We start from the raw sequence: 17,173 nt of genomic DNA, 5'->3' as shown, positions 1-17,173 counted from the left end.
CAATGTCACCCCCTTTGACGCGATCGGATCTGGGTCAGCCCCATGTTGGCTTGATACGCAAAATGCTTGAAATCCTGGAAGCTCGTCGGATCGAGCGGTCGTTTGCTCGGGCCCCGGTCTGCGTAGAGCACTCCGATGCATTGATTGCTGACGATGATGGGCGCCAGCATGAAGGTGGCTGATTCGACAAGACGTTCGAGACTCTCGGGTATCGTGGTGCCGCTCTCCTGATCGCGGGCATTCACCAGTCGCGGCAGCTTGCGGTCCAGGGTCTCGAACAGAATGTTGGTTTGACCGGGTGCGCGCACGAACTGGAATTCTTGCATCAGGCGCTCGTTGTCCACTCCCAGCGCGTATTTGGCTTTGACGATGCGTTTGTCGGGGGTGGTCAGTGCGAATAGAACCCGGTCCATTCCAATGCCGCGATAGATGCCTTCCAGCACGAGTTCCATGATGACATTGAGGTCGCAGCGTTCCTCGGCCAGTAGGGTCGCGAGTTCGCGCAGGATCTTCATCTGTGTCAGTTGGTCCGAGGGCAGACCTCCAGACGGGGGCGGAGCGGGCTTGCTTGCGAGAATGGACGTCTCGGCCCCGGTCGGCTCCTGGCTGCGGTCGCGCGAGGACGCAGGTTGCGGGATGTATGGGGCGGCGAAGTCGGCGCCGTAATCGGTCGCCATGATGCATGCCTGTCTGGCTTCTTGGTGCAGCATGCTGCGCGCGTCGTTCTTCGAGAGTGCGGCGAGGATTGCGGATTTGTTCACCAGCTTCTCCATGTCTGGCGATTGCCAACCCTTTTCCTCGGCGCAGCGCGCGATCTGATGGCCGAGCGCGAGTGTCAGAACGCGGTCGTTTCTCTTGGTGGGATGATCGACGGTATCCTGGAGAAGCTCGGTCAGGTGCCACTCGTGGATGAGTTGTCGGCTGAGCTGGCTCAAACGGAAACCGAGGAGGCGCTCTTGCGCCTGTTCGGGGGAGATGCCCGGGGTGTTGCTCAGTCGTTCGAGCTGTTCGCCGAGTTCGCCACCGAAGCACCAGAAGGCCAGTTCACCGATGCGTGTCAGCAGGGTGGCGATGAAGACCTCTTCCGGCGATTTGTCGCCGCGCGCCATGGCGAGGCCGCGCGCCTGTACGGCCGCGTGCATGGCTCGCCCCAGTTCGCGGGCGAAGCGCTGCTTGGCCGCGCCCTCGATCGTGGCCTCGACCAGCGAGAGGGTCAGTGAGATGTTGCAGACGGCGTTGATTCCGAGCACGATCACGGCCCTGGTGATGGTGCTGATGGCCGTGCTCGATGGGTTGTAATGGATGGAGTTGGCGAGTTTGAGCACGCGCGCCGTGAAGGCCGGGTCGTGAAGGATGATACTGGCCAGGTCCGATAAGGGTGCCTTGTCGTCGCGTGAGATCCTGAATATCTTCTGCACCGTCGCGTCGAAGACGGGCATCTTCTGCTGGCGGATGAGGTCCATCCAGGTATCGAGCTTGGTCTTGGGCTTTGGGAGCGGTGTATTCACGTTGACAACCGTGGACGACGCAGCCCAAAACTATAGGAGAGTGTTCCGCGTATTTCCATAGCGGGAGTCTACGTTCTGTGGGTGTCTCAGCGAAATGCGAGTGCCGCTCCAGGGCGCGAGATCCGGTAACGGCTTGTTCGGGCGCCGATCCTGTTTTCTGGCTGCGTTGACTTCTCTTCGATACGTGTCCACCTGTTCGCTGATTGAGTATCCCCCATGTCCGTCATTTCGTCGCATCGTCTCCGTATCGCTGTTCAATGCCTGCGCTCGGGCGGGGTGATCGCCTATCCGACCGAGGCCGTTTTTGGTCTGGGGTGCGATCCCTGGAACGGTGAAGCGGTGGAGCGCCTGCTCGCGATCAAGCAGCGCGCGGTTTCCAAGGGGCTGATCCTCATCGCCTCGCATCAAGATCAGCTGAAGCCTTTCGTGGAGTCTCTGCCCGAGGATCGTCTCCGCGAAATCTGGTCTTCTTGGCCGGGACCCAATACCTGGCTCTTTCCCGCGAGTGAGCGGACGCCGGACTGGCTTACAGGTCGCTTCGAGACGCTTGCGGTTCGGGTGACGGCGCACCCGATCGCGGCCGCGCTCTGTCGCGCCTATGGTGGTCCGATTGTCTCGACTAGCGCGAATCGGGCCCAGCTTCGACCGGCGCGAACCGCGGTGCAGGTGCGTCTGGGTTTTGAGAATGGGCCGGACTATGTGCTGGCTGGCGCCTGTTCGGGTGCGAATCGGCCCTCGCGGATTCGTGATGGTTTGACCGGACAGCTACTGCGCGTTTGATCGAGCGCCGCGTCGGTTGTTGTGCCGGAAGCGCCAGGGCGTTTGATGTAGCCCGGGCGTGCTCCAAATCCCGCGTCCTGCCTCGCGCGCCCTGCGCTCGGCGCGCTGGAACTGGGGGTCGCTGCAATAGCGACGGTAGACGGCGGCATTGCCGCTGGCGACCTGTTCCAGATTGATGAATTGCCGCTTGGAGGTATCGCTGTAGAGGTCGGCGACGACACGGCCGAAACGGTCGTGTTCGATGGGGGCCATCAGGATGCGGTCGGGCAGGATGCGGCGCAGATGGCTCCTTGATCGATTCGCCCAAGGGCGCTGGTCCTTCTCCGGTGCATCGATGCAATGCAGCCGGACCTCGATCCGTTTCCCCGAGCAACTCAGTACGACTGAATCGCCGTCCAAGACCTTCAGTGCTCGGCAATGCCGAGTCTTGGTGTCCGGCGAGCCGGCGCTGGCCGTCGCCCAGCCCCAAGTCAGGAGCAGGGTGACGGCCAGCGTAGCTAGGGAAGGGCGTTTCCCCTCGCGTGGGCGGTGGGTCGTCGTCAATTGATCCAGAGGTGGACCGCGATGCTTGCCAGATAGCCCAAGGCAATTGCCGGGGTCCAGCTGAGATGGGCAAAGAAGGTGTAGGTCCCTCGCGCTTGGCCCATGAGTGCCACGCCCGCTGCCGAGCCGATGGAGAGCAGAGATCCGCCGACGCCCGCAGTGAGTGTGACCAGAAGCCATTGGGTCTCGTTCATGTCCGGATTCATGGTCAGAACCGCGAACATGACGGGGATGTTGTCGACGATGGCCGAGAGCACGCCGACCGAGACGTTCGCGAGGGTCGGGCCCCATTGCTCGTACATGAGTTCGGAGGTCATCGCCAGATAGCCGAGCTGGCCCAGACCGCCGACGCAGAGGACGACGCCATAGAAGAAGAGCAGGGTGTCCCACTCGGCGCGCGCGACCTTGCTAAAGACGTCGAAGGGCGGCATGTCGCCGACCAGGTCGTCATTGTTACCCTTAGTCGTCTCCTTGTGGTGGGTCATTCTCAGGTAGAAGCCGAAGAACTGCAGGTAGCCCAGACCGGTCAGCATGCCGATCACCGGGGGCAGATGCAGGAAGTTGTGGAAGCTCACGGCGGTGGCGATGGTCGCCAGGAACAGCAGAACGATACGGCGCGCGCCACGGCGCATATGCACGTCTTCGTTCGCGGCGTCCGGTTTGAGATTGGGCACTGCCATGAACATGATCGTCGCAGGCACCACGAAGTTGACGATGGCTGGCACGAACAGCTTGAAGAAACCGAAGAAGTCGACGATACCCTTCTGCCATACCATGAGGGTGGTGATGTCGCCGAATGGGCTGAAGGCACCGCCGGCGTTGGCCGCAACCACGATGTTGATGCAGGCGAGCGTGACGAAGCGTTTGTTGTCGCCGCCGACCGCCATGACCACGGCGCACATGAGCAGGGCTGTCGTCAGGTTATCGGCGACCGGGGAAATGAGGAAAGAGAGGATGCCCGTCATCCAGAACAGCGAACGGAAGCCGAATCCCTTGCGGATGAGCCAGGCGCGCAGCGCATCGAAGACCAGCCGCTCATCCAGAGCGTTGATGTAGGTCATGGCGACCAGCAGGAAGAGCATCAGCTCGGAATATTCGAGCAGATTGTGGCGAACCGCCTCGCCGGCGAGGTGTGGCTCGCCCATCTGCGTGTAGATGAAGGCGATCAGGCACCAGATGATGCCTGCGGCGATGATGACGGGCTTGGACTTGCGCAGATGCAGGAATTCCTCGGCCATCACCAGCGCGTAGGCCAGGCCGAAGACAATGAGTGCGGTGTAACCGACCCAATGGGTCGTCAGATTGAGGTCGAGATGCTCGGCCGTTTCGGACGCAAAGACCCCAAAAGGGGCGAGCAACGCCAGCAGTCCGATGAAAAGGGTTCGTGCGGAGGGCATGTGGTTTCCTCTAGATAGGATCTCGATTCGGACCCAGAACGAAATGGATTGCCGCAAATACATCAGGCGAGTCGAGCCTCGTCGTTGTCGCGCGGTCCGCGTCAAGGACGATTGGCGCTACGGTCGTCAACGAATCGGGTTCGATACTGGCGAGAAATGACATTAGCAACAAGACCTATTCTGCTGGGAGAGTCTCGAATCCGTGTCTGATGATAAGGCAGCGGAGCAAGATACCTGCTGAGCGCAGTGTCGCCAAGTCGTGAAGATCGAATACGCGTCGAGGTTTGGGCCGTTTCATGAGAAATCGCGTCCAAATTAAGGCGTGGCTCGGTTCCTCGATGGTGGTTGGTTCATAAGCCTCTTCGCTCGGGGTGTTACGAGGCTCGCACAGGCTCGGATGTTCTAGCGTCGCCCGGTTGCTTGTTCCAGTGACGGCTGATCCATTGCACTTGCGGTGATGGCGTGCGAATGGCAGATTGATCGGCTTAATCCGAGGATGTGGCTTGCTCGGATGTCTGTTGTCCGGTTCCGTTGCAGGGGCTGGCCGTTCGTTTCTATCCGCGTTGGAGATCTTCCTCTGATCGATTTGGCACCACCCGAGCATGGCGGACGTCTGCGCCAAGCCGCCGAGCGTTATTGCATTCCAGTCTCCGATTGGCTCGACCTCTCAACCGGCATCAATCCCGTGCCTTGGCCCGTGCCGCCGCTTGCGGCGACCTGCTGGGGACGCCTTCCTGAGGACGAGGACGATTTGGAGTCGACTGCGGCCGGCTACTATGGCGCCCCGAACCCCTTGCCGCTGGCCGGTTCGCAGGCGGCCATCCAGGCCTTGCCCATGCTCCGCGATCCGGGTCGGGTCGGGATCCCGCGCATCGGCTATCGCGAGCATGCCCATGCCTGGCGTCGCGCCGGGCACAGAGTGGTCGAGCTGGACGATGCCGAGATCGAGGATCGTTTGAGCGATGGGGCCGAAAGGCTGGATGCGCTGGTCGTCATCAATCCCAACAATCCGAGCGGACGGCGCTGGTCGGTCGATCGGTTGCTCGATTGGCATACGCGTCTCGCCGAGCGCGGTGGCTGGCTAGTGGTCGACGAGGCATTTATGGATACGACCCCCGAGTTGAGCCTGCTGCCGCATGCCGGCCGAGAGGGGCTGGTGGTGCTGCGCTCGCTCGGCAAGTTCTTCGGGTTGGCCGGTGCGCGGGTCGGCTTTCTCTTCGCCGAGCCCGGTTTGCGCGAGCGTGTGAGACGGCTGCTCGGGCCTTGGACCCTGTCGGGTCCGGCGCGCGAGGTCGCGCGTCTGGCCTTGTCGGATCGAGCCTGGCAGGAGGCGGAGCGCCGCTCTCTGCATCGGCGCGCGGCGCGTCTCGCCGATCTGCTCGATGGACATGGCTTGTCGCCCGCCGGTGGTACGGCGCTCTTTCAATGGGTCAGAACCCATGAGGCCGAGCGGATTCAGGACGTCTTGGCTCGACAGGCCATCTTGGTGCGTCGTTTCGATGCCCCGGACAGTCTGCGTTTTGGTCTGCCAGGCGATGAATCGGGTTGGGCGCGCCTGGATGCGGCTTTGAGGCGTGCACGTCGATGACGGCTGTCGGCGCGCGCGTCGAGGCATTCCTCGAAACCCCAGTTTCCAGGCGGGGCGCTGTACGGGAATCCGATGCGCGGAGGCCCGACTGGCTGAGCGTTCCGGCCGCGCCGAGGTGCGTCGAGCCGTTTGGCGGTTTGACGGCTCCGCTGCGGTTCGTGGTGTTCGCCGACGGACAGGACCCGAGGGTCATCCAGGATCGTATCGATCGGGTTTGGAGTCCGGGGCTGCGTGTCTTTGCCGGATCCGTTCGTCAAGAGAGCGAATGGCCCGAGACCGAGGTGTGCCATCTGGGGGCGGCAGAGGGATGCGGAGCCCGAGCCTTCGGCGACGGTTCGGGCGGCCGGTCATCAATCGAGCCGAGTCCGCTGAACAAGCATGCCCTCGATGTCGCATTGAGTCGTGGCCGCCATGCCGTGGAGCGTGCCAAATTGGCTGGCTGTGGGCTGTTCGTTGGGGTGGCGTGCGAGTGGGACGCGGGGGGGATGAGGTTGCAGTCCCCTGTGGGCGAGAGTGACCCTTATCGGCGTCTCGTTCGCTGCGGCTGCCGCGAATTCGCCGCGCTTGTCGGGGCGGCCATCGCCGCCGGCCAGATCGGGATTCCCATGCTGTGTCTCGGGCGGGGCGGCGATGCGGCCCTCTCTTTGGTCCGGCGGCTTCACCCTGGCGTTCTGGCGTGGCTTGCGGCCGATATGCCCCGCCCTGAGGTGCTCGGGCGGCAGACGGCTGGTTTGCCTGTTCGAAATCAGCTTAGCCCCGCTTCCGAGGAGTCGTGCTCGATCGGCGCGAGATCCTGTTCGATCTGATCGTCGCTTGCTTGCTGTTCGTGTCTCAATCGGTGGTGGAGCAGATTGAATTCCCAGGTCCGCTCGGCGAGCGCGCGGCGAAGGTCCGCGCGCTCGAGCTCGGTACTCAGGAGCTTGCGCCCGAGCCATTCGATCCGAATCCCGACGACGTCGAGCTTGGTTCGGGTGACGCTGATCGCTTCTTCTAGCCGCCGTAACCGGCGCTCGTCAAGACTTGCGATCTGGCAGCTGTTGCGGGGTGTTTCCATGTTTCAGAGCCTCCTTTTCATCCAAATTTGGTCGAGAAGGGGCGGGCCGAACGGGCATTCGAACTGCGCTTTTGGTCGTTCCTCGGTCAGCAGTTCGATCGCGTTCGATTGATATGCCCGATTACGTTTTTAAAATTCGTATGTCATTATTTCTCAAGCATTTCAGATGAGGTTGCCTGATTTGGCTTGGAGTCGCAACAGCATCTTGTTCGTTATGCTAATCCGCTTGTCGATTGGATGAATCCGGGATAACACTTAACCGCAGGGGACGGAGCCAGTCTCGGCGACGAGCGGGCCTTTGAGGATCTTGCGCTTGCCTTCGAGGATGAATCCAATGGCGCGCTCGAAATCAGCGAGTGTCACGACTCTGGATTCGCTGGGACGCATCGAGGCATAGGAGGCGGCGAGCAGGACGGCGTTCAGAATATCGCCGCCCGCTGCGCCTTTCGAGGAGTCGGCGAGGGTCGCGAAGTCTACGTCTTTGGCGAGCGGGAGTTCGGTTGGGATGTGGCTGCGCCAGATGCGCTCGCGCTGTTCGGTTGCGGGGAGTTTGAATTCGACGTGGGCGAGCATCCGGCGCAGGAACGCGGTGTCGTAGTTGCTCACCAGATTGGAGGCGAAGATGACCGCGCCCTCGAAGTTGTCGAGTTCGATCAAGGTGGTGCTGCGGGCGACGTTGATGCTGTTGTCGGCCGACTGGGAGACGTCGACGAGACGTTTGCCGAGGATGGAGTCGGCCTCGTCGAAAAAGAGCAGGGCATCCGTCTCGCGCGCCTTGCTGAAGGCGGCCTTGATGTTCTTCGGTGTCTCGCCGACGTATTTGGACTCCAGTTCGGCATAGCTGATCTTGAGAATCCGTTTCTCCAGCAGATCGGCGACGGCGTCGGCGGCCAGGGTCTTGCCCGTGCCGGGCGGTCCGTAGAAGTTGAGCGCGACTCGACGCCCGGTTCGGGCGACCGAGGCGAGATTCCAGGTCTCGTAGAGCAGATCGCGCGAGAGCAGCACGTTGGTGGCCTCGCGGATCTGCTGGAGGGTTTCCGGGTCGAGGATGAGCTGGTCGAGCCTGTGGCGCGGCGCCACAGGCTCGATTCCGGTCAGACGCTCCGGGTTTTGCTCCGGGTCGGCTGGCGTGCTGGAAGGCGCGGCGATATCTTCCTGGATCGCGTCTTCGAAGGGGCGCTCGAATCCGCCTCCGGGAACCAGATCGATGATGGTCTTGGTCGGGTTGAAGTCGACCCGGATCTTGGGCTTGGAGAGCAGTCCCGGGAATGTGCTCTTGTCCAGCAGGCGGACCAGCTGCTTTAGAAAGGCCATGGAGGCCGCCGGCTCGACCTCGACCGAGGTGTGCTGGCCAGTCTCCAGACACTGGGGGCAATAGAGCAGCGGGGTGTTCACCACCTCGATCAGATAATGATAGGGGTTGGGCTTGGTGCCATGGTTGGACAGGATCAGCTCGCAGCCGTGGGTGGGGCAGGTCGGTTTTTTGCGTAGCAGTGGAATGATGGATGTTGGCATGGGGTCGGAGTCAGGTCGTGCAAAAGCGCAGGTTCAGTCGCTGCATGCGCCAATTGTCCATAATACGTGCAAGCATTTCGACTGTTATCGCCTTTTTCGTCTTATCGTATGCGGTGGCGCGAAGGTGATTTCGCGGGTTCTTCAACCCATTGCCAATCGTCCTCGAAACCCGCTTTTATATCCGTTTTCGGAGTCTGGACACGATGAAATCCATGGTCCACTGGTATTGGGTGACGCCCCTCTTGCTGTTTGGCGGGCTGGTCTGCGCGGAGGATGCTCCGTCCCGCTCGGGACAGGTCGATGTGGCGGTCGAGCTCGAGCATTTGATGTCCGAGCACGGCTTCAAATTGCGCGGGATCGAGCAGACTCAGGGCGTACTCGGTCATGTCGCTGGGGCCGATTTGCGCGTGCGGCTCGACACGCTGCTGGAGGCGTTCGACCACATCATTGTTCAGTCACCGGATGGCGGTGTCGAGCGGGTGATCATACTGGGTGAGAAGGCGGCCTATGTTCCGCCCCCCATGGTCAGCAGCGTGGACGGGGCCTCGGAGTCTGACGACGGAGGTGCGTCCAAGGCCAACGAGATCGTGCTTGAAACCACGCGCAAGGGGGCATCCCATGCGGTGACCCTGACGCTCGAAGGGATTGGCGGCCAGAAGACCGAGGAGTCGATGCTGATCGACACCGGGGCGGATCAGGTGGTGCTGCCGGTTTCGCTGATGTCGACGCTCGGTATGAGCCCGAGTTCCACGCGGAGCCAGTCGGTCCAGACCGCGAACGGTTCGGTCGAGGCGTACGTCGGCAAGCTCTCGGGCATCTGGTTGGGCGAGACGCGCATCTCGGATGTCGAGGTCGCGTTCATCGACGACCAGCGTCTTGGCGGCAATTCGCTGCTCGGCATGAGTGTGCTTGGGCGCTTTCGCATGACCATCGACGACGAGAAGAATCAACTCACGCTGGCATCCAAGTGAGACCGAAATAGCTGGATCGCGCCTTCAACGCCCCTGTTTGAGTTGGCGTACCTGCTCGCGCAACTCACGTAGCTCGATCTGGATCTGCTCCATGCTGCTGGCGTGCACCTCCTCGTGCTTGGCCTGATTGAGGGCGATCTGGCGGTTGAATTTGCGCTGCTCGTTCAGATCGCTTTCGACGCGGCCCAGGCTGGTGGTGATCTGTTCTAGATGGGCGTTACCCGAGTCCAGGCGTTCGTCGAGACCCTGGCGCAGTTTGTTGAGGTTCTCTCGAAGCTCCCTTAATAGAACCAGTACGAAGCCGTTGGCCATGGTGTGCTCCGGGGGAGTGGGAGGATCTGAGGGACATGGGCGCCGAGGTCTGACATGTTCGTTGCGATGGGGTCCGGTTAGATGCCAGCTGCCTTTCGAGTGCCTCCGCGTTTCCTGCACGGAGCCAATACGGGTTCGGCTGAAGCGCGGAACTGATCAGTAATTATATCAAGAGATTTGCGTTTCTTGATGCTGGTGACGAGCGCTGCCAACGCGCACAGTACGTTGCTCCAGCTGCGCTGGATCGCCCTCAATAGTGTCTGTCATGAAATTTCGACCCGACGCCAGGCATCGAGATGGCGCAAATCTATACCCGCATGCTGCGGGGCTCCGGTCAGGCAATCGTTGCGTCTATCAGCCCTGACCTCTGGTTCGCGTCTTGCCGAGTGCCGCGTTTTTTTCGATCAAGTCGATCATGAGGCTGGCAATGTCTTTGCCTGTCGTCGACTCGATACCCTCCAGGCCGGGAGATGAGTTGACCTCCATCACGACCGGTCCATGATTGGAGCGCAGGATATCGACACCCGCGACGTTGAGGCCCATGATTTTGGCCGCGCGGGTCGCGGTGGAGCGCTCCTCCGGTGTGATGCGAATCAGCGAGGCGTTTCCACCCCGATGCAAGTTGGAGCGGAATTCTCCTTCCTTGGCCTGACGCTTCATGGCGGCCACGACCTTGTCACCGATCACCAGACAGCGGATGTCCGCGCCTTGGGCCTCGCGGATGTACTCTTGGACCAGGATGTTGACCTTGAGGCCCATGAACGCCTCGATCACGCTTTCGGCCGCCTGTTGCGTCTCCGCCAAGACCACGCCGATGCCCTGAGTGCCCTCTAGCAGCTTGATGACCAGCGGGGCGCCACCGACCATTTTGATCAGGTCCTGGACGTCGTCCGGCGCATGCGCGAAGCCGGTGATGGGCAGACCGATGCCCTTGCGTGCCAGCAGTTGCAGCGAGCGCAGCTTATCCCGCGCGCGTGTAATGGCGACCGATTCGTTGAGTGGATAGACCCCCATCATCTCGAACTGTCTCAGCACGGCCGTGCCGTAGAAGGTCACGGAGGCGCCGATACGCGGGATGACGGCATCGAAGTCCTTGAGTTCTTCGCCCTTGTAGTGGATCGAAGGTGCGTGCGAGGTGATGTTCATGTAACAGCGCAGGACGTCGAGGACCTTGGTCTCGTGTCCGCGGGCCTGTGCCGCCTCGACCAAACGCTGGGTCGAATAGAGCGACGGATTGCGCGAAAGGATGCCGATTTTCATACGTGCCTCTGCCGCCGAGCCGGCGCCCGGCTCGCGCGATCGGTCGCGTCGATGGCCTCTGGGGCGTCAGGGGTGCGGTCGTGTGGAAAGTTCTGGTCTGAGGTGTCTTTGAGTCAGGTTGTAAGCCTGGATCGGTCGCTTGTCGTTGAATCGAACTCGCGGTAAAGCCAGGTCGGCGTGCCCTGTGTGTGATTCTGGATTCGTCGAGACGGCTCTCGGGCGAATCGGGCGATGCGATGGTTCATCCAGATCCGGAGCGATTTGAATGTTGCTCCAGGTCGGCCTGATGAATGCAGGGATGCTATCCCCGTTGACTACCCTTAACGGCGACCCGAGCGATCGGGAACTTGATGGAAAGGCGAGGCCGCGTTCTTCCAGTCATCGACGGTGATGGCCTGTGTCGAAGGCACATCATATCCAAGTTCTCGATCCCATTGTGGTTTTGTCGGGCCTTTTCCCGTCGTGGATCGGGCCGGGCGCGGCGAACTATGGGGTCGCGTTGCGGGATGCGCGGCCCTGGCGCAGATCGTCGACCAGGAAGATCCAGAAGAGCGCCGCGACCCCGAGCGTGATAGCACTGTCGGCGACATTAAAGGCCGGCCAGGGGTTGAAGATGGCGAGCGGGATGACCGGGATGTAGACCTGGATAAAGTCGATGACATGTCCGAGCAGCACGCGGTCGATCAGATTGCCGACCGCGCCGCCGATCAACAGTGCAAGCCCCGCCGCCTGGACCTTCTCATGCGGCTTGAGCCGCAGCAGCCAGCCGACCAGGACCAGGCTCACTACCAGTGCCAGCCCCGAGAACAGCCAGCGCTGCCAGCCGCCGGCTGTCGAGAGAAAACTGAATGCCGCACCTTCGTTGAACATCAGGGTGAGATTGATGTGCGGTAATACCTCGACCGGTTCGAACGGCTTCATCAGGGCCAGTATCGACCACTTGGTCGCCTGGTCGAGGGCCAGTACGAAGAGCGAAAGCCAAAGCCAGTGTTTCAAGAGTCGTGTTCCTCTTTTGGACCCTCGATCAGGCGTCGAGGATGCGCGACTGAGAGACGGAAAAATGAGAGCAGACAGCGTTTGCCCGGTCGCTCGGCAGTATACCTAAAGCGCCAGGTTTGCCGAGAGATCCCGGCGGCTTGGACGCGGGTGGGGCGGTGTGGCCTTCTCGCTTGCCGGTTGGTGCTGCCACGGATTTCGCTATCGCTTCATCCGGGCTGCAGACCCGCCATATGCGTAAATCCGAATCGATACCCGGCGCAGGATGCGCCGGGTATCCTGAGGTCTAGCGGTCATGCTCCCGTTGGGAGCTGCGGGCTCTAAGCGAAGCGTCTGATCTCGCCGTTTCCGGTGACGTTCTCGGCGCAGCGTCCGCAGAGCTCGGGATGCTCGGCGTTGGTGCCGACGTCGGCGCGGTGGTGCCAGCAGCGCGCGCATTTGACGTGGTCCGATGGCGTGACCAGGACGGCGAGTCCGTCGAGATCCGTGACCGATGCCGTCTCCGGGCGTTCGGCAATCGGGTGGATTCGTACCTCGGAGGCGATCAGGGCAAAGCGCAGTTCGTCGCCGAGCCCTTCCAGTTGCCTCAATCGGTCATCCGAGGCATAGAGATCCAGCTCGGCATCCAGCGAGGAGCCGATCTGTCCGGCCTTGCGGGCGCCTTCCAGGGCTGGGCCGATGGCGACGCGTGCGGCGATGATGGCATCCCAGAAATCGCGGTCCATCGGGGTGCCGTCGTCCAGGGCGAAGAGCCCGTCGTACCAGGTTTCGGTGAAGACGGTCTCCGCACGCTCGCCTGGGATCGCTTGCCAGATCTCGTCAGCGGTGAAGCTGAGGATGGGCGCTAGCCAGCGGCTCATGGCCTCGACGATGTGATACATGGCGCTCTGGCAGGAGCGCCGCGCCAGGCTGTCAGACTGGGTGGTGTACTGGCGGTCTTTGATGACATCGAGATAGAAACCGCCCAGATCGACCACGCAGAACTGCTGCACCTTCTGATAGATGAGGTGGAACTGGTAGTCGCCGTAGGCGGCGATCACTTCCTGTTGCAGACGCCAGGCGCGGTCGACGGCCCAGCGGTCGAGAGCGATCATGTCGGCGGGCGCGACCAGATTGGCCGCCGGGTCGAAGCCGTTGAGATTGGCGAGCAGGAAGCGCGCGGTGTTGCGGATGCGCCGATAGGCGTCGGCGGTGCGCTTGAGGATCTCGTCGCTGACGCTGATCTCGCCGCGATAGTCGGTGGCGGCGACCCAGAGTCGGATGATGTCGGCGCCGAGCGTCTTCATCACGTCCTGCGGGCTGACGGTGTTGCCCTTGGATTTGGACATCTTTTCGCCCTTGGCGTCCACGGTGAAGCCGTGGGTCAGCACCTGGCGATAGGGCGCATGGCCATGCATGGCGACCGAGGTCATGAGCGAGGACTGGAACCAGCCGCGATGCTGGTCGGAGCCTTCCAGATAGAGATCGGCCGGCGCGCTCAGGCCCTCTCGGCGCTCCAGCACACAGGCATGGGTGACGCCCGAGTCGAACCAGACGTCGAGCGTGTCGTGCACCTTGTCGTAATGCGCGCCCTCGTCGCCGAGCAGATCCGAGGGCTCAAGGGCGAACCAGGCCTCGATGCCCTGCGTCTCGATCCGCTTGGCGACCTCTTCGATCAGCTCCTGGGTGCGCGGATGGAGCTCGGCGGTTTCCTTGTGGACGAACAGGGTGATGGGCACCCCCCAGGTGCGCTGGCGCGAGATGCACCAGTCGGGACGTCCCTGCACCATGGATTCGATGCGATTGCGGCCCCACTCGGGCATCCAGTCGACCTTTTCGATCTCGTGCAGCGCGCCCTCGCGCAGCCCCTGCTTGTCCATGCTGATGAACCACTGGGGCGTGGCGCGGAAGATGATGGGGGTCTTATGGCGCCAGCAGTGCGGATAGCTGTGGGTGAAGCGGGTCTCCAGCATCAGAGCCCCTTTGGACTTGAGGATCTCGACCACGTGCTCGTTGGCCTGGAAGACGTTTTCGCCCTCGAAGAGCGGCGTTCCGGGCAGGAAGCGACCGTTGCCGCCGACCGGATTGTCGACCGGCAGGCCGTAGCGCTGACCGACTATGTAGTCCTCCAGGCCGTGCCCGGGCGCGGTATGCACGGCACCGGTACCGGCATCGAGCGTGACGTGTTCGCCGACGATAACCGGCACCTCGCGGTCGTAGAAGGGGTGGCGGAGCTTGATTCCTTCGAAATCGATGCCGCGGCCGTAGCCGACCACCCGATAGTGCTCGATGCCCCAGCGGTCCATGGTGTCCTTGAGCAGACCCTCGGCGACGATGAGCCGCTCCTTGCCCGTCTCGGAGTCGGCCTCGACGATGACGTAGTCCAGCTCGGCATTGAGCGCGACCGCCTGGTTGGCGGGCAGGGTCCAGGGCGTGGTGGTCCAGATGACGACCGAGACCGGGCCCTCTCCGCAGCCGTTCGGGGTCCCGTGACAGCGTTCGGCGAGCAGGGTGGGGTCGATCACGGGGAAGCGCACGTCGATAGCGAGCGACTGTTTGTCGGCATACTCGACTTCGGCCTCGGCCAGCGCCGATCCGCAGTCGATGCACCAGTGCACCGGTTTCTCGCCCTTCTGCAGATGGCCGTTGGCGATGATACGCCCCAGCGAGCGGACGATGTCGGCCTCGAAGCCGAAGTCCATCGTCAGATAGGGACGCTCCCAGTCGCCGAAGACGCCGAGCCGCTTGAAGTCCGCGCGTTGGCCATCGACCTGTTTAGCGGCATACTCGCGGCAGGCAACCCGGAATTCGGCCGCCGAGATTTTCTGGCCGGGCTTACCCTTTTTCTTTTCGACCTGCAATTCGATCGGCAGACCGTGACAGTCCCAGCCGGGGACATAGGGTGCGTTCATCCCGTCGAGTGTGCGCGCCTTGACGATGATGTCCTTGAGGACCTTGTTGACCGCGTGACCGATATGGATATTGCCGTTGGCGTAGGGAGGACCGTCGTGCAGGATGAAGGTGGGCGCGCCGGCGCGGGCCTCGCGGATGCGTCCGTAGAGATCCAGGGATTCCCAGTGCTTGAGCATTTCGGGCTCGCGCTGGGCCAGATTGGCCTTCATCGCGAAGCCGGTCTTGGGTAAATTCAGGGTGTTCTTGTAGTCGGTCACTTCTTTCGGTCTCGGGTGCGTCGATAAGGCTAGAAAATTCCTAATGATGCAAGCTACAAGCCGTTCGGTTGAGAATCAAGCGCGCCAATCCTGGGCGCATCCGCGTTGTGTGCGTCCTAGGGTGACGCCATTTGCTGAATTTCGATTCTATACCCTATGCTTGCGGGTCTCTGCCGAGGGTCGGCGGCGACATTCAGGATCTGGAAAGTTGCGTTTGGTGTGGTCCATGATGTGAGCAATACAACCGTCGACACGAGCCAGCTGCGGATCGGTCTCTTCGTGCATCTCGATTTGCCGTGGATGAACCACCCGTTCTTGACCGGCAGCTTCAAGATCCGCACCCAGAAACAGCTCGACGCCCTGCGTCAGCTCGGCATCGCCTCGATCCGCATCGACCCCAATCGCAGCGACCCAGCGCCCGAGGGAGAGGAGGCGCCTGCGGTGGAGGAGGAGCCCCTGACCGACGAGGTGAAGGAGCATCTCTCTCAGGCGTTGTGGGAGGAGAAGCGGCGGCGTATCGAAGTTCTCAAACAGCGCCGATCCCGTCTCAACCAATGCTCGAAGCGTTACAGTCAGTCGGTTAGCTCGGCCAAGACCCTGATGAATCATCTCCGATCCTCGCCGATGCAGGCGGTCGAGGAGGCCCAGGAACTCGTGGTCCAGATGGTCGACGATCTCACCGCCGATTCCGAGGCCACGGTGCAGCTGGTCAATCTCAAGCACCAGGATGAGAACAGCTATTTCCATGCCGTCAACGTGGCCGCGCTGGCCCTGGTGATCGGTCAGCAGCTGTCGCTGGAAAAGTCCCAGTTGCGCTTGCTCGGTATGGGGGCGCTCTTTCATGACCTGGGTCATCAGAAGATTCCGCCGAAGATCCTGCTCAAGAAGGAGGCCTTTAACAAGGCCGAGCGTCAGTTCTATGAGCAGCATCCGCGTTATGGCGCCGAGATCGCACGTGCGATTTCGGGTCTACCCAAGGCGGTTATCGAGGTCATCTCCAGGCACCACGAGCATCTGGATGGCAGCGGCTTTCCAGAGGGTCTGTCCGGGGGCGATATCGGGATGTTGACACGAATCATCGCGGTCGTGAATCGCTACGACAATCTCTGCAACGGATTTGGCGCCGAGCGCGGGTTTTCGCCCCACCAGGCGGTTTCGCGCATGTATTCGCAAGAGCGCAAGTGGTACGACGCCAAGGTGCTGACGACCTTCATCACCAATCTGGGCGTTTATCCACCTGGGACGGTGGTCAAGCTCGCCGACGACCGCGTTGCCCTGGTGGTCACAATCAATCCGGCCGATCTGCTCAAGCCCAATGTGCTGCTCTACTCGCCCGAGATCCCCCAGGATGAGGCACTGATCTTGGATCTGGCGGAGGAGGAGGTCGACATCAGCAAGAGTCTGCACCGATCCGACCTGACCGAGGATCAAATCGAATATCTCAATCTCTCCGACAAACTGAGCTACTACTTCAAGCCGCCATCGGGCCGTAAGTCTGGGTGAGGGGCGGATCGGAACAGGACTGGAGGTCGAGGATGTCAGCGTTTTGGACCATCGGCTTGGTATTCATGCTTCTGGCATCTGCGGGCGTGGGTGCGGGCGTGGGCGCGGGCGAGGCCCTGTATCGTTGGACTGACGACCAGGGCCAGGTGCATTTCAGTGATCGCGTCCCCGAGATGGAGGGGCGCCCGGTCCAGACGCTGCCGATGCCGGAGACCGGGACGTTCGCCGCGCCTGGCGACGATCGCTATTCGGTGATGAACCAGAGCCGGCGGATGCGGGCGGAGCGTCAGGCGCGCGAAACGGCGAGACGCCGGGCCTATCTGGCCGAGCTGGAAGAGCGCCGACGTCTTGCCGAGATCGCCGCCGCCGAGGCGCGGGCCAAGCAGTACGAGGCGGAGGCCGAGCGGGCGCGTGAGCCGGTCTATGTCCTTCCCTGGGGCTGGCGATCCGGGCACCATCATCATCGCAGGCCGCCACCGCCTGTGCCCCAGGCGCGCCCGCAGCCGCCTCCCAGCCAGATGTCGCTGCGGCGACCTGGGCGTTCGCTCAAGCCGGTCGCGCCTGCAGAAGAACGTCGTTGACGGGGTGCGAGGTTCG

General features: G+C 62.1%; 14 protein-coding genes. 5 read left to right on the top strand and 9 right to left on the bottom strand.

Going from position 1 to position 17,173, the window contains the following annotated elements; genetic code table 11:
* Window positions 1-5: 5 nt before the first annotated feature.
* Complete coding sequence (locus THIDRDRAFT_RS01845) at window positions 6-1,508, bottom strand: HDOD domain-containing protein (protein ID WP_007039084.1); 1,503 nt, start codon at window positions 1,506-1,508, stop codon at window positions 6-8.
* Between the two features lie 216 nt (window positions 1,509-1,724).
* Here THIDRDRAFT_RS01845 and tsaC point away from each other — a divergent pair, with 216 nt between their 5' ends.
* Window positions 1,725-2,288, top strand: a complete 564-nt coding sequence (gene tsaC, locus THIDRDRAFT_RS01840; RefSeq protein WP_007039083.1) for an L-threonylcarbamoyladenylate synthase type 1 TsaC — start codon at window positions 1,725-1,727, stop codon at window positions 2,286-2,288.
* Here tsaC and THIDRDRAFT_RS01835 read toward each other — a convergent pair.
* Window positions 2,274-2,831 (bottom strand): thermonuclease family protein, encoded by a 558-nt coding sequence (locus THIDRDRAFT_RS01835; protein WP_007039082.1) that lies wholly within the window; start codon window positions 2,829-2,831, stop codon window positions 2,274-2,276. The genes tsaC and THIDRDRAFT_RS01835 overlap by 15 nt on opposite strands.
* On the bottom strand, window positions 2,828-4,228 hold the full coding sequence (nhaD, locus tag THIDRDRAFT_RS01830; protein ID WP_007039081.1) for a sodium:proton antiporter NhaD: 1,401 nt from the start codon (window positions 4,226-4,228) through the stop codon (window positions 2,828-2,830). The genes THIDRDRAFT_RS01835 and nhaD overlap by 4 nt, the downstream gene beginning before the upstream one ends.
* A gap of 511 nt (window positions 4,229-4,739) precedes the next feature.
* Between nhaD and cobD the strand changes: the two genes are divergently transcribed.
* A complete protein-coding gene (cobD, locus tag THIDRDRAFT_RS01825; RefSeq protein WP_007039080.1) occupies window positions 4,740-5,816 on the top strand; it encodes a threonine-phosphate decarboxylase CobD in 1,077 nt (358 codons plus the stop codon).
* A gap of 745 nt (window positions 5,817-6,561) precedes the next feature.
* Here cobD and THIDRDRAFT_RS24335 read toward each other — a convergent pair.
* Both THIDRDRAFT_RS24335 and THIDRDRAFT_RS01810 read right to left on the bottom strand, forming a co-directional pair.
* Window positions 6,562-6,870: a hypothetical protein gene (locus tag THIDRDRAFT_RS24335; protein ID WP_007039078.1), complete on the bottom strand. Its 309-nt coding sequence runs from the start codon at window positions 6,868-6,870 to the stop codon at window positions 6,562-6,564.
* Between the two features lie 255 nt (window positions 6,871-7,125).
* Entirely contained in the window at window positions 7,126-8,385 is a 1,260-nt protein-coding gene (locus THIDRDRAFT_RS01810) for an ATP-binding protein (protein WP_007039077.1), read from the bottom strand.
* Window positions 8,386-8,588: 203 nt separating this feature from the next.
* On the opposite strand from THIDRDRAFT_RS01810, the gene THIDRDRAFT_RS01805 reads away from it, so the two are divergent.
* Window positions 8,589-9,356 carry a retropepsin-like aspartic protease family protein gene (locus tag THIDRDRAFT_RS01805; RefSeq protein ID WP_007039076.1) on the top strand — a complete coding sequence of 256 codons (768 nt, stop codon included), beginning with the start codon at window positions 8,589-8,591 and terminating at the stop codon, window positions 9,354-9,356.
* Between the two features lie 24 nt (window positions 9,357-9,380).
* On the opposite strand, the gene THIDRDRAFT_RS01800 is transcribed toward THIDRDRAFT_RS01805, so the two are convergent.
* The 4 genes from THIDRDRAFT_RS01800 to ileS all read right to left on the bottom strand — a co-directional run bounded on the left by THIDRDRAFT_RS01800 (window position 9,381) and on the right by ileS (window position 15,073).
* On the bottom strand, window positions 9,381-9,668 hold the full coding sequence (locus THIDRDRAFT_RS01800) for a hypothetical protein (RefSeq protein WP_007039075.1): 288 nt from the start codon (window positions 9,666-9,668) through the stop codon (window positions 9,381-9,383).
* A 354-nt stretch (window positions 9,669-10,022) separates the two neighbouring features.
* Window positions 10,023-10,928 carry a 30S ribosomal protein S6--L-glutamate ligase gene (gene rimK, locus THIDRDRAFT_RS01795; protein ID WP_007039074.1) on the bottom strand — a complete coding sequence of 302 codons (906 nt, stop codon included), beginning with the start codon at window positions 10,926-10,928 and terminating at the stop codon, window positions 10,023-10,025.
* Between the two features lie 486 nt (window positions 10,929-11,414).
* A complete protein-coding gene (gene lspA, locus THIDRDRAFT_RS01790; RefSeq protein ID WP_007039073.1) occupies window positions 11,415-11,924 on the bottom strand; it encodes a signal peptidase II in 510 nt (169 codons plus the stop codon).
* A 320-nt stretch (window positions 11,925-12,244) separates the two neighbouring features.
* Window positions 12,245-15,073, bottom strand: coding sequence for an isoleucine--tRNA ligase (ileS, locus tag THIDRDRAFT_RS01785; protein ID WP_007039072.1), 2,829 nt, complete (start codon window positions 15,071-15,073; stop codon window positions 12,245-12,247).
* A gap of 156 nt (window positions 15,074-15,229) precedes the next feature.
* On the opposite strand from ileS, the gene THIDRDRAFT_RS01780 reads away from it, so the two are divergent.
* Together THIDRDRAFT_RS01780 and THIDRDRAFT_RS01775 are read left to right on the top strand one after the other, a co-directional pair.
* A complete protein-coding gene (locus THIDRDRAFT_RS01780; RefSeq protein WP_007039071.1) occupies window positions 15,230-16,576 on the top strand; it encodes a cyclic di-GMP phosphodiesterase in 1,347 nt (448 codons plus the stop codon).
* Between the two features lie 32 nt (window positions 16,577-16,608).
* Complete coding sequence (locus tag THIDRDRAFT_RS01775; RefSeq protein WP_007039070.1) at window positions 16,609-17,157, top strand: DUF4124 domain-containing protein; 549 nt, start codon at window positions 16,609-16,611, stop codon at window positions 17,155-17,157.
* Window positions 17,158-17,173: the final 16 nt, after the last annotated feature.

It is taken from the genome of Thiorhodococcus drewsii AZ1, from assembly GCF_000224065.1.
Classification (GTDB): domain Bacteria; phylum Pseudomonadota; class Gammaproteobacteria; order Chromatiales; family Chromatiaceae; genus Imhoffiella; species Imhoffiella drewsii.
Note: the sequence above shows the minus strand (reverse complement) of the source record. Positions and strands in the feature narration are given on the sequence as shown.

What these genes read in the sequence shown, in the direction of transcription:
- tsaC (WP_007039083.1), top strand. Translation starts at nt 1,725, where the DNA reads ATGTCCGTCATTTCGTCGCATCGTCTCCGTATCGCTGTTCAATGCCTG.
- nhaD (WP_007039081.1), bottom strand. Translation starts at nt 4,228, where the DNA reads ATGCCCTCCGCACGAACCCTTTTCATCGGACTGCTGGCGTTGCTCGCC.
- cobD (WP_007039080.1), top strand. Translation starts at nt 4,740, where the DNA reads ATGTCTGTTGTCCGGTTCCGTTGCAGGGGCTGGCCGTTCGTTTCTATC.
- THIDRDRAFT_RS24335 (WP_007039078.1), bottom strand. Translation starts at nt 6,870, where the DNA reads ATGGAAACACCCCGCAACAGCTGCCAGATCGCAAGTCTTGACGAGCGC.
- THIDRDRAFT_RS01810 (WP_007039077.1), bottom strand. Translation starts at nt 8,385, where the DNA reads ATGCCAACATCCATCATTCCACTGCTACGCAAAAAACCGACCTGCCCC.
- THIDRDRAFT_RS01805 (WP_007039076.1), top strand. Translation starts at nt 8,589, where the DNA reads ATGAAATCCATGGTCCACTGGTATTGGGTGACGCCCCTCTTGCTGTTT.
- THIDRDRAFT_RS01800 (WP_007039075.1), bottom strand. Translation starts at nt 9,668, where the DNA reads ATGGCCAACGGCTTCGTACTGGTTCTATTAAGGGAGCTTCGAGAGAAC.
- rimK (WP_007039074.1), bottom strand. Translation starts at nt 10,928, where the DNA reads ATGAAAATCGGCATCCTTTCGCGCAATCCGTCGCTCTATTCGACCCAG.
- THIDRDRAFT_RS01780 (WP_007039071.1), top strand. Translation starts at nt 15,230, where the DNA reads ATGCTTGCGGGTCTCTGCCGAGGGTCGGCGGCGACATTCAGGATCTGG.
- THIDRDRAFT_RS01775 (WP_007039070.1), top strand. Translation starts at nt 16,609, where the DNA reads ATGTCAGCGTTTTGGACCATCGGCTTGGTATTCATGCTTCTGGCATCT.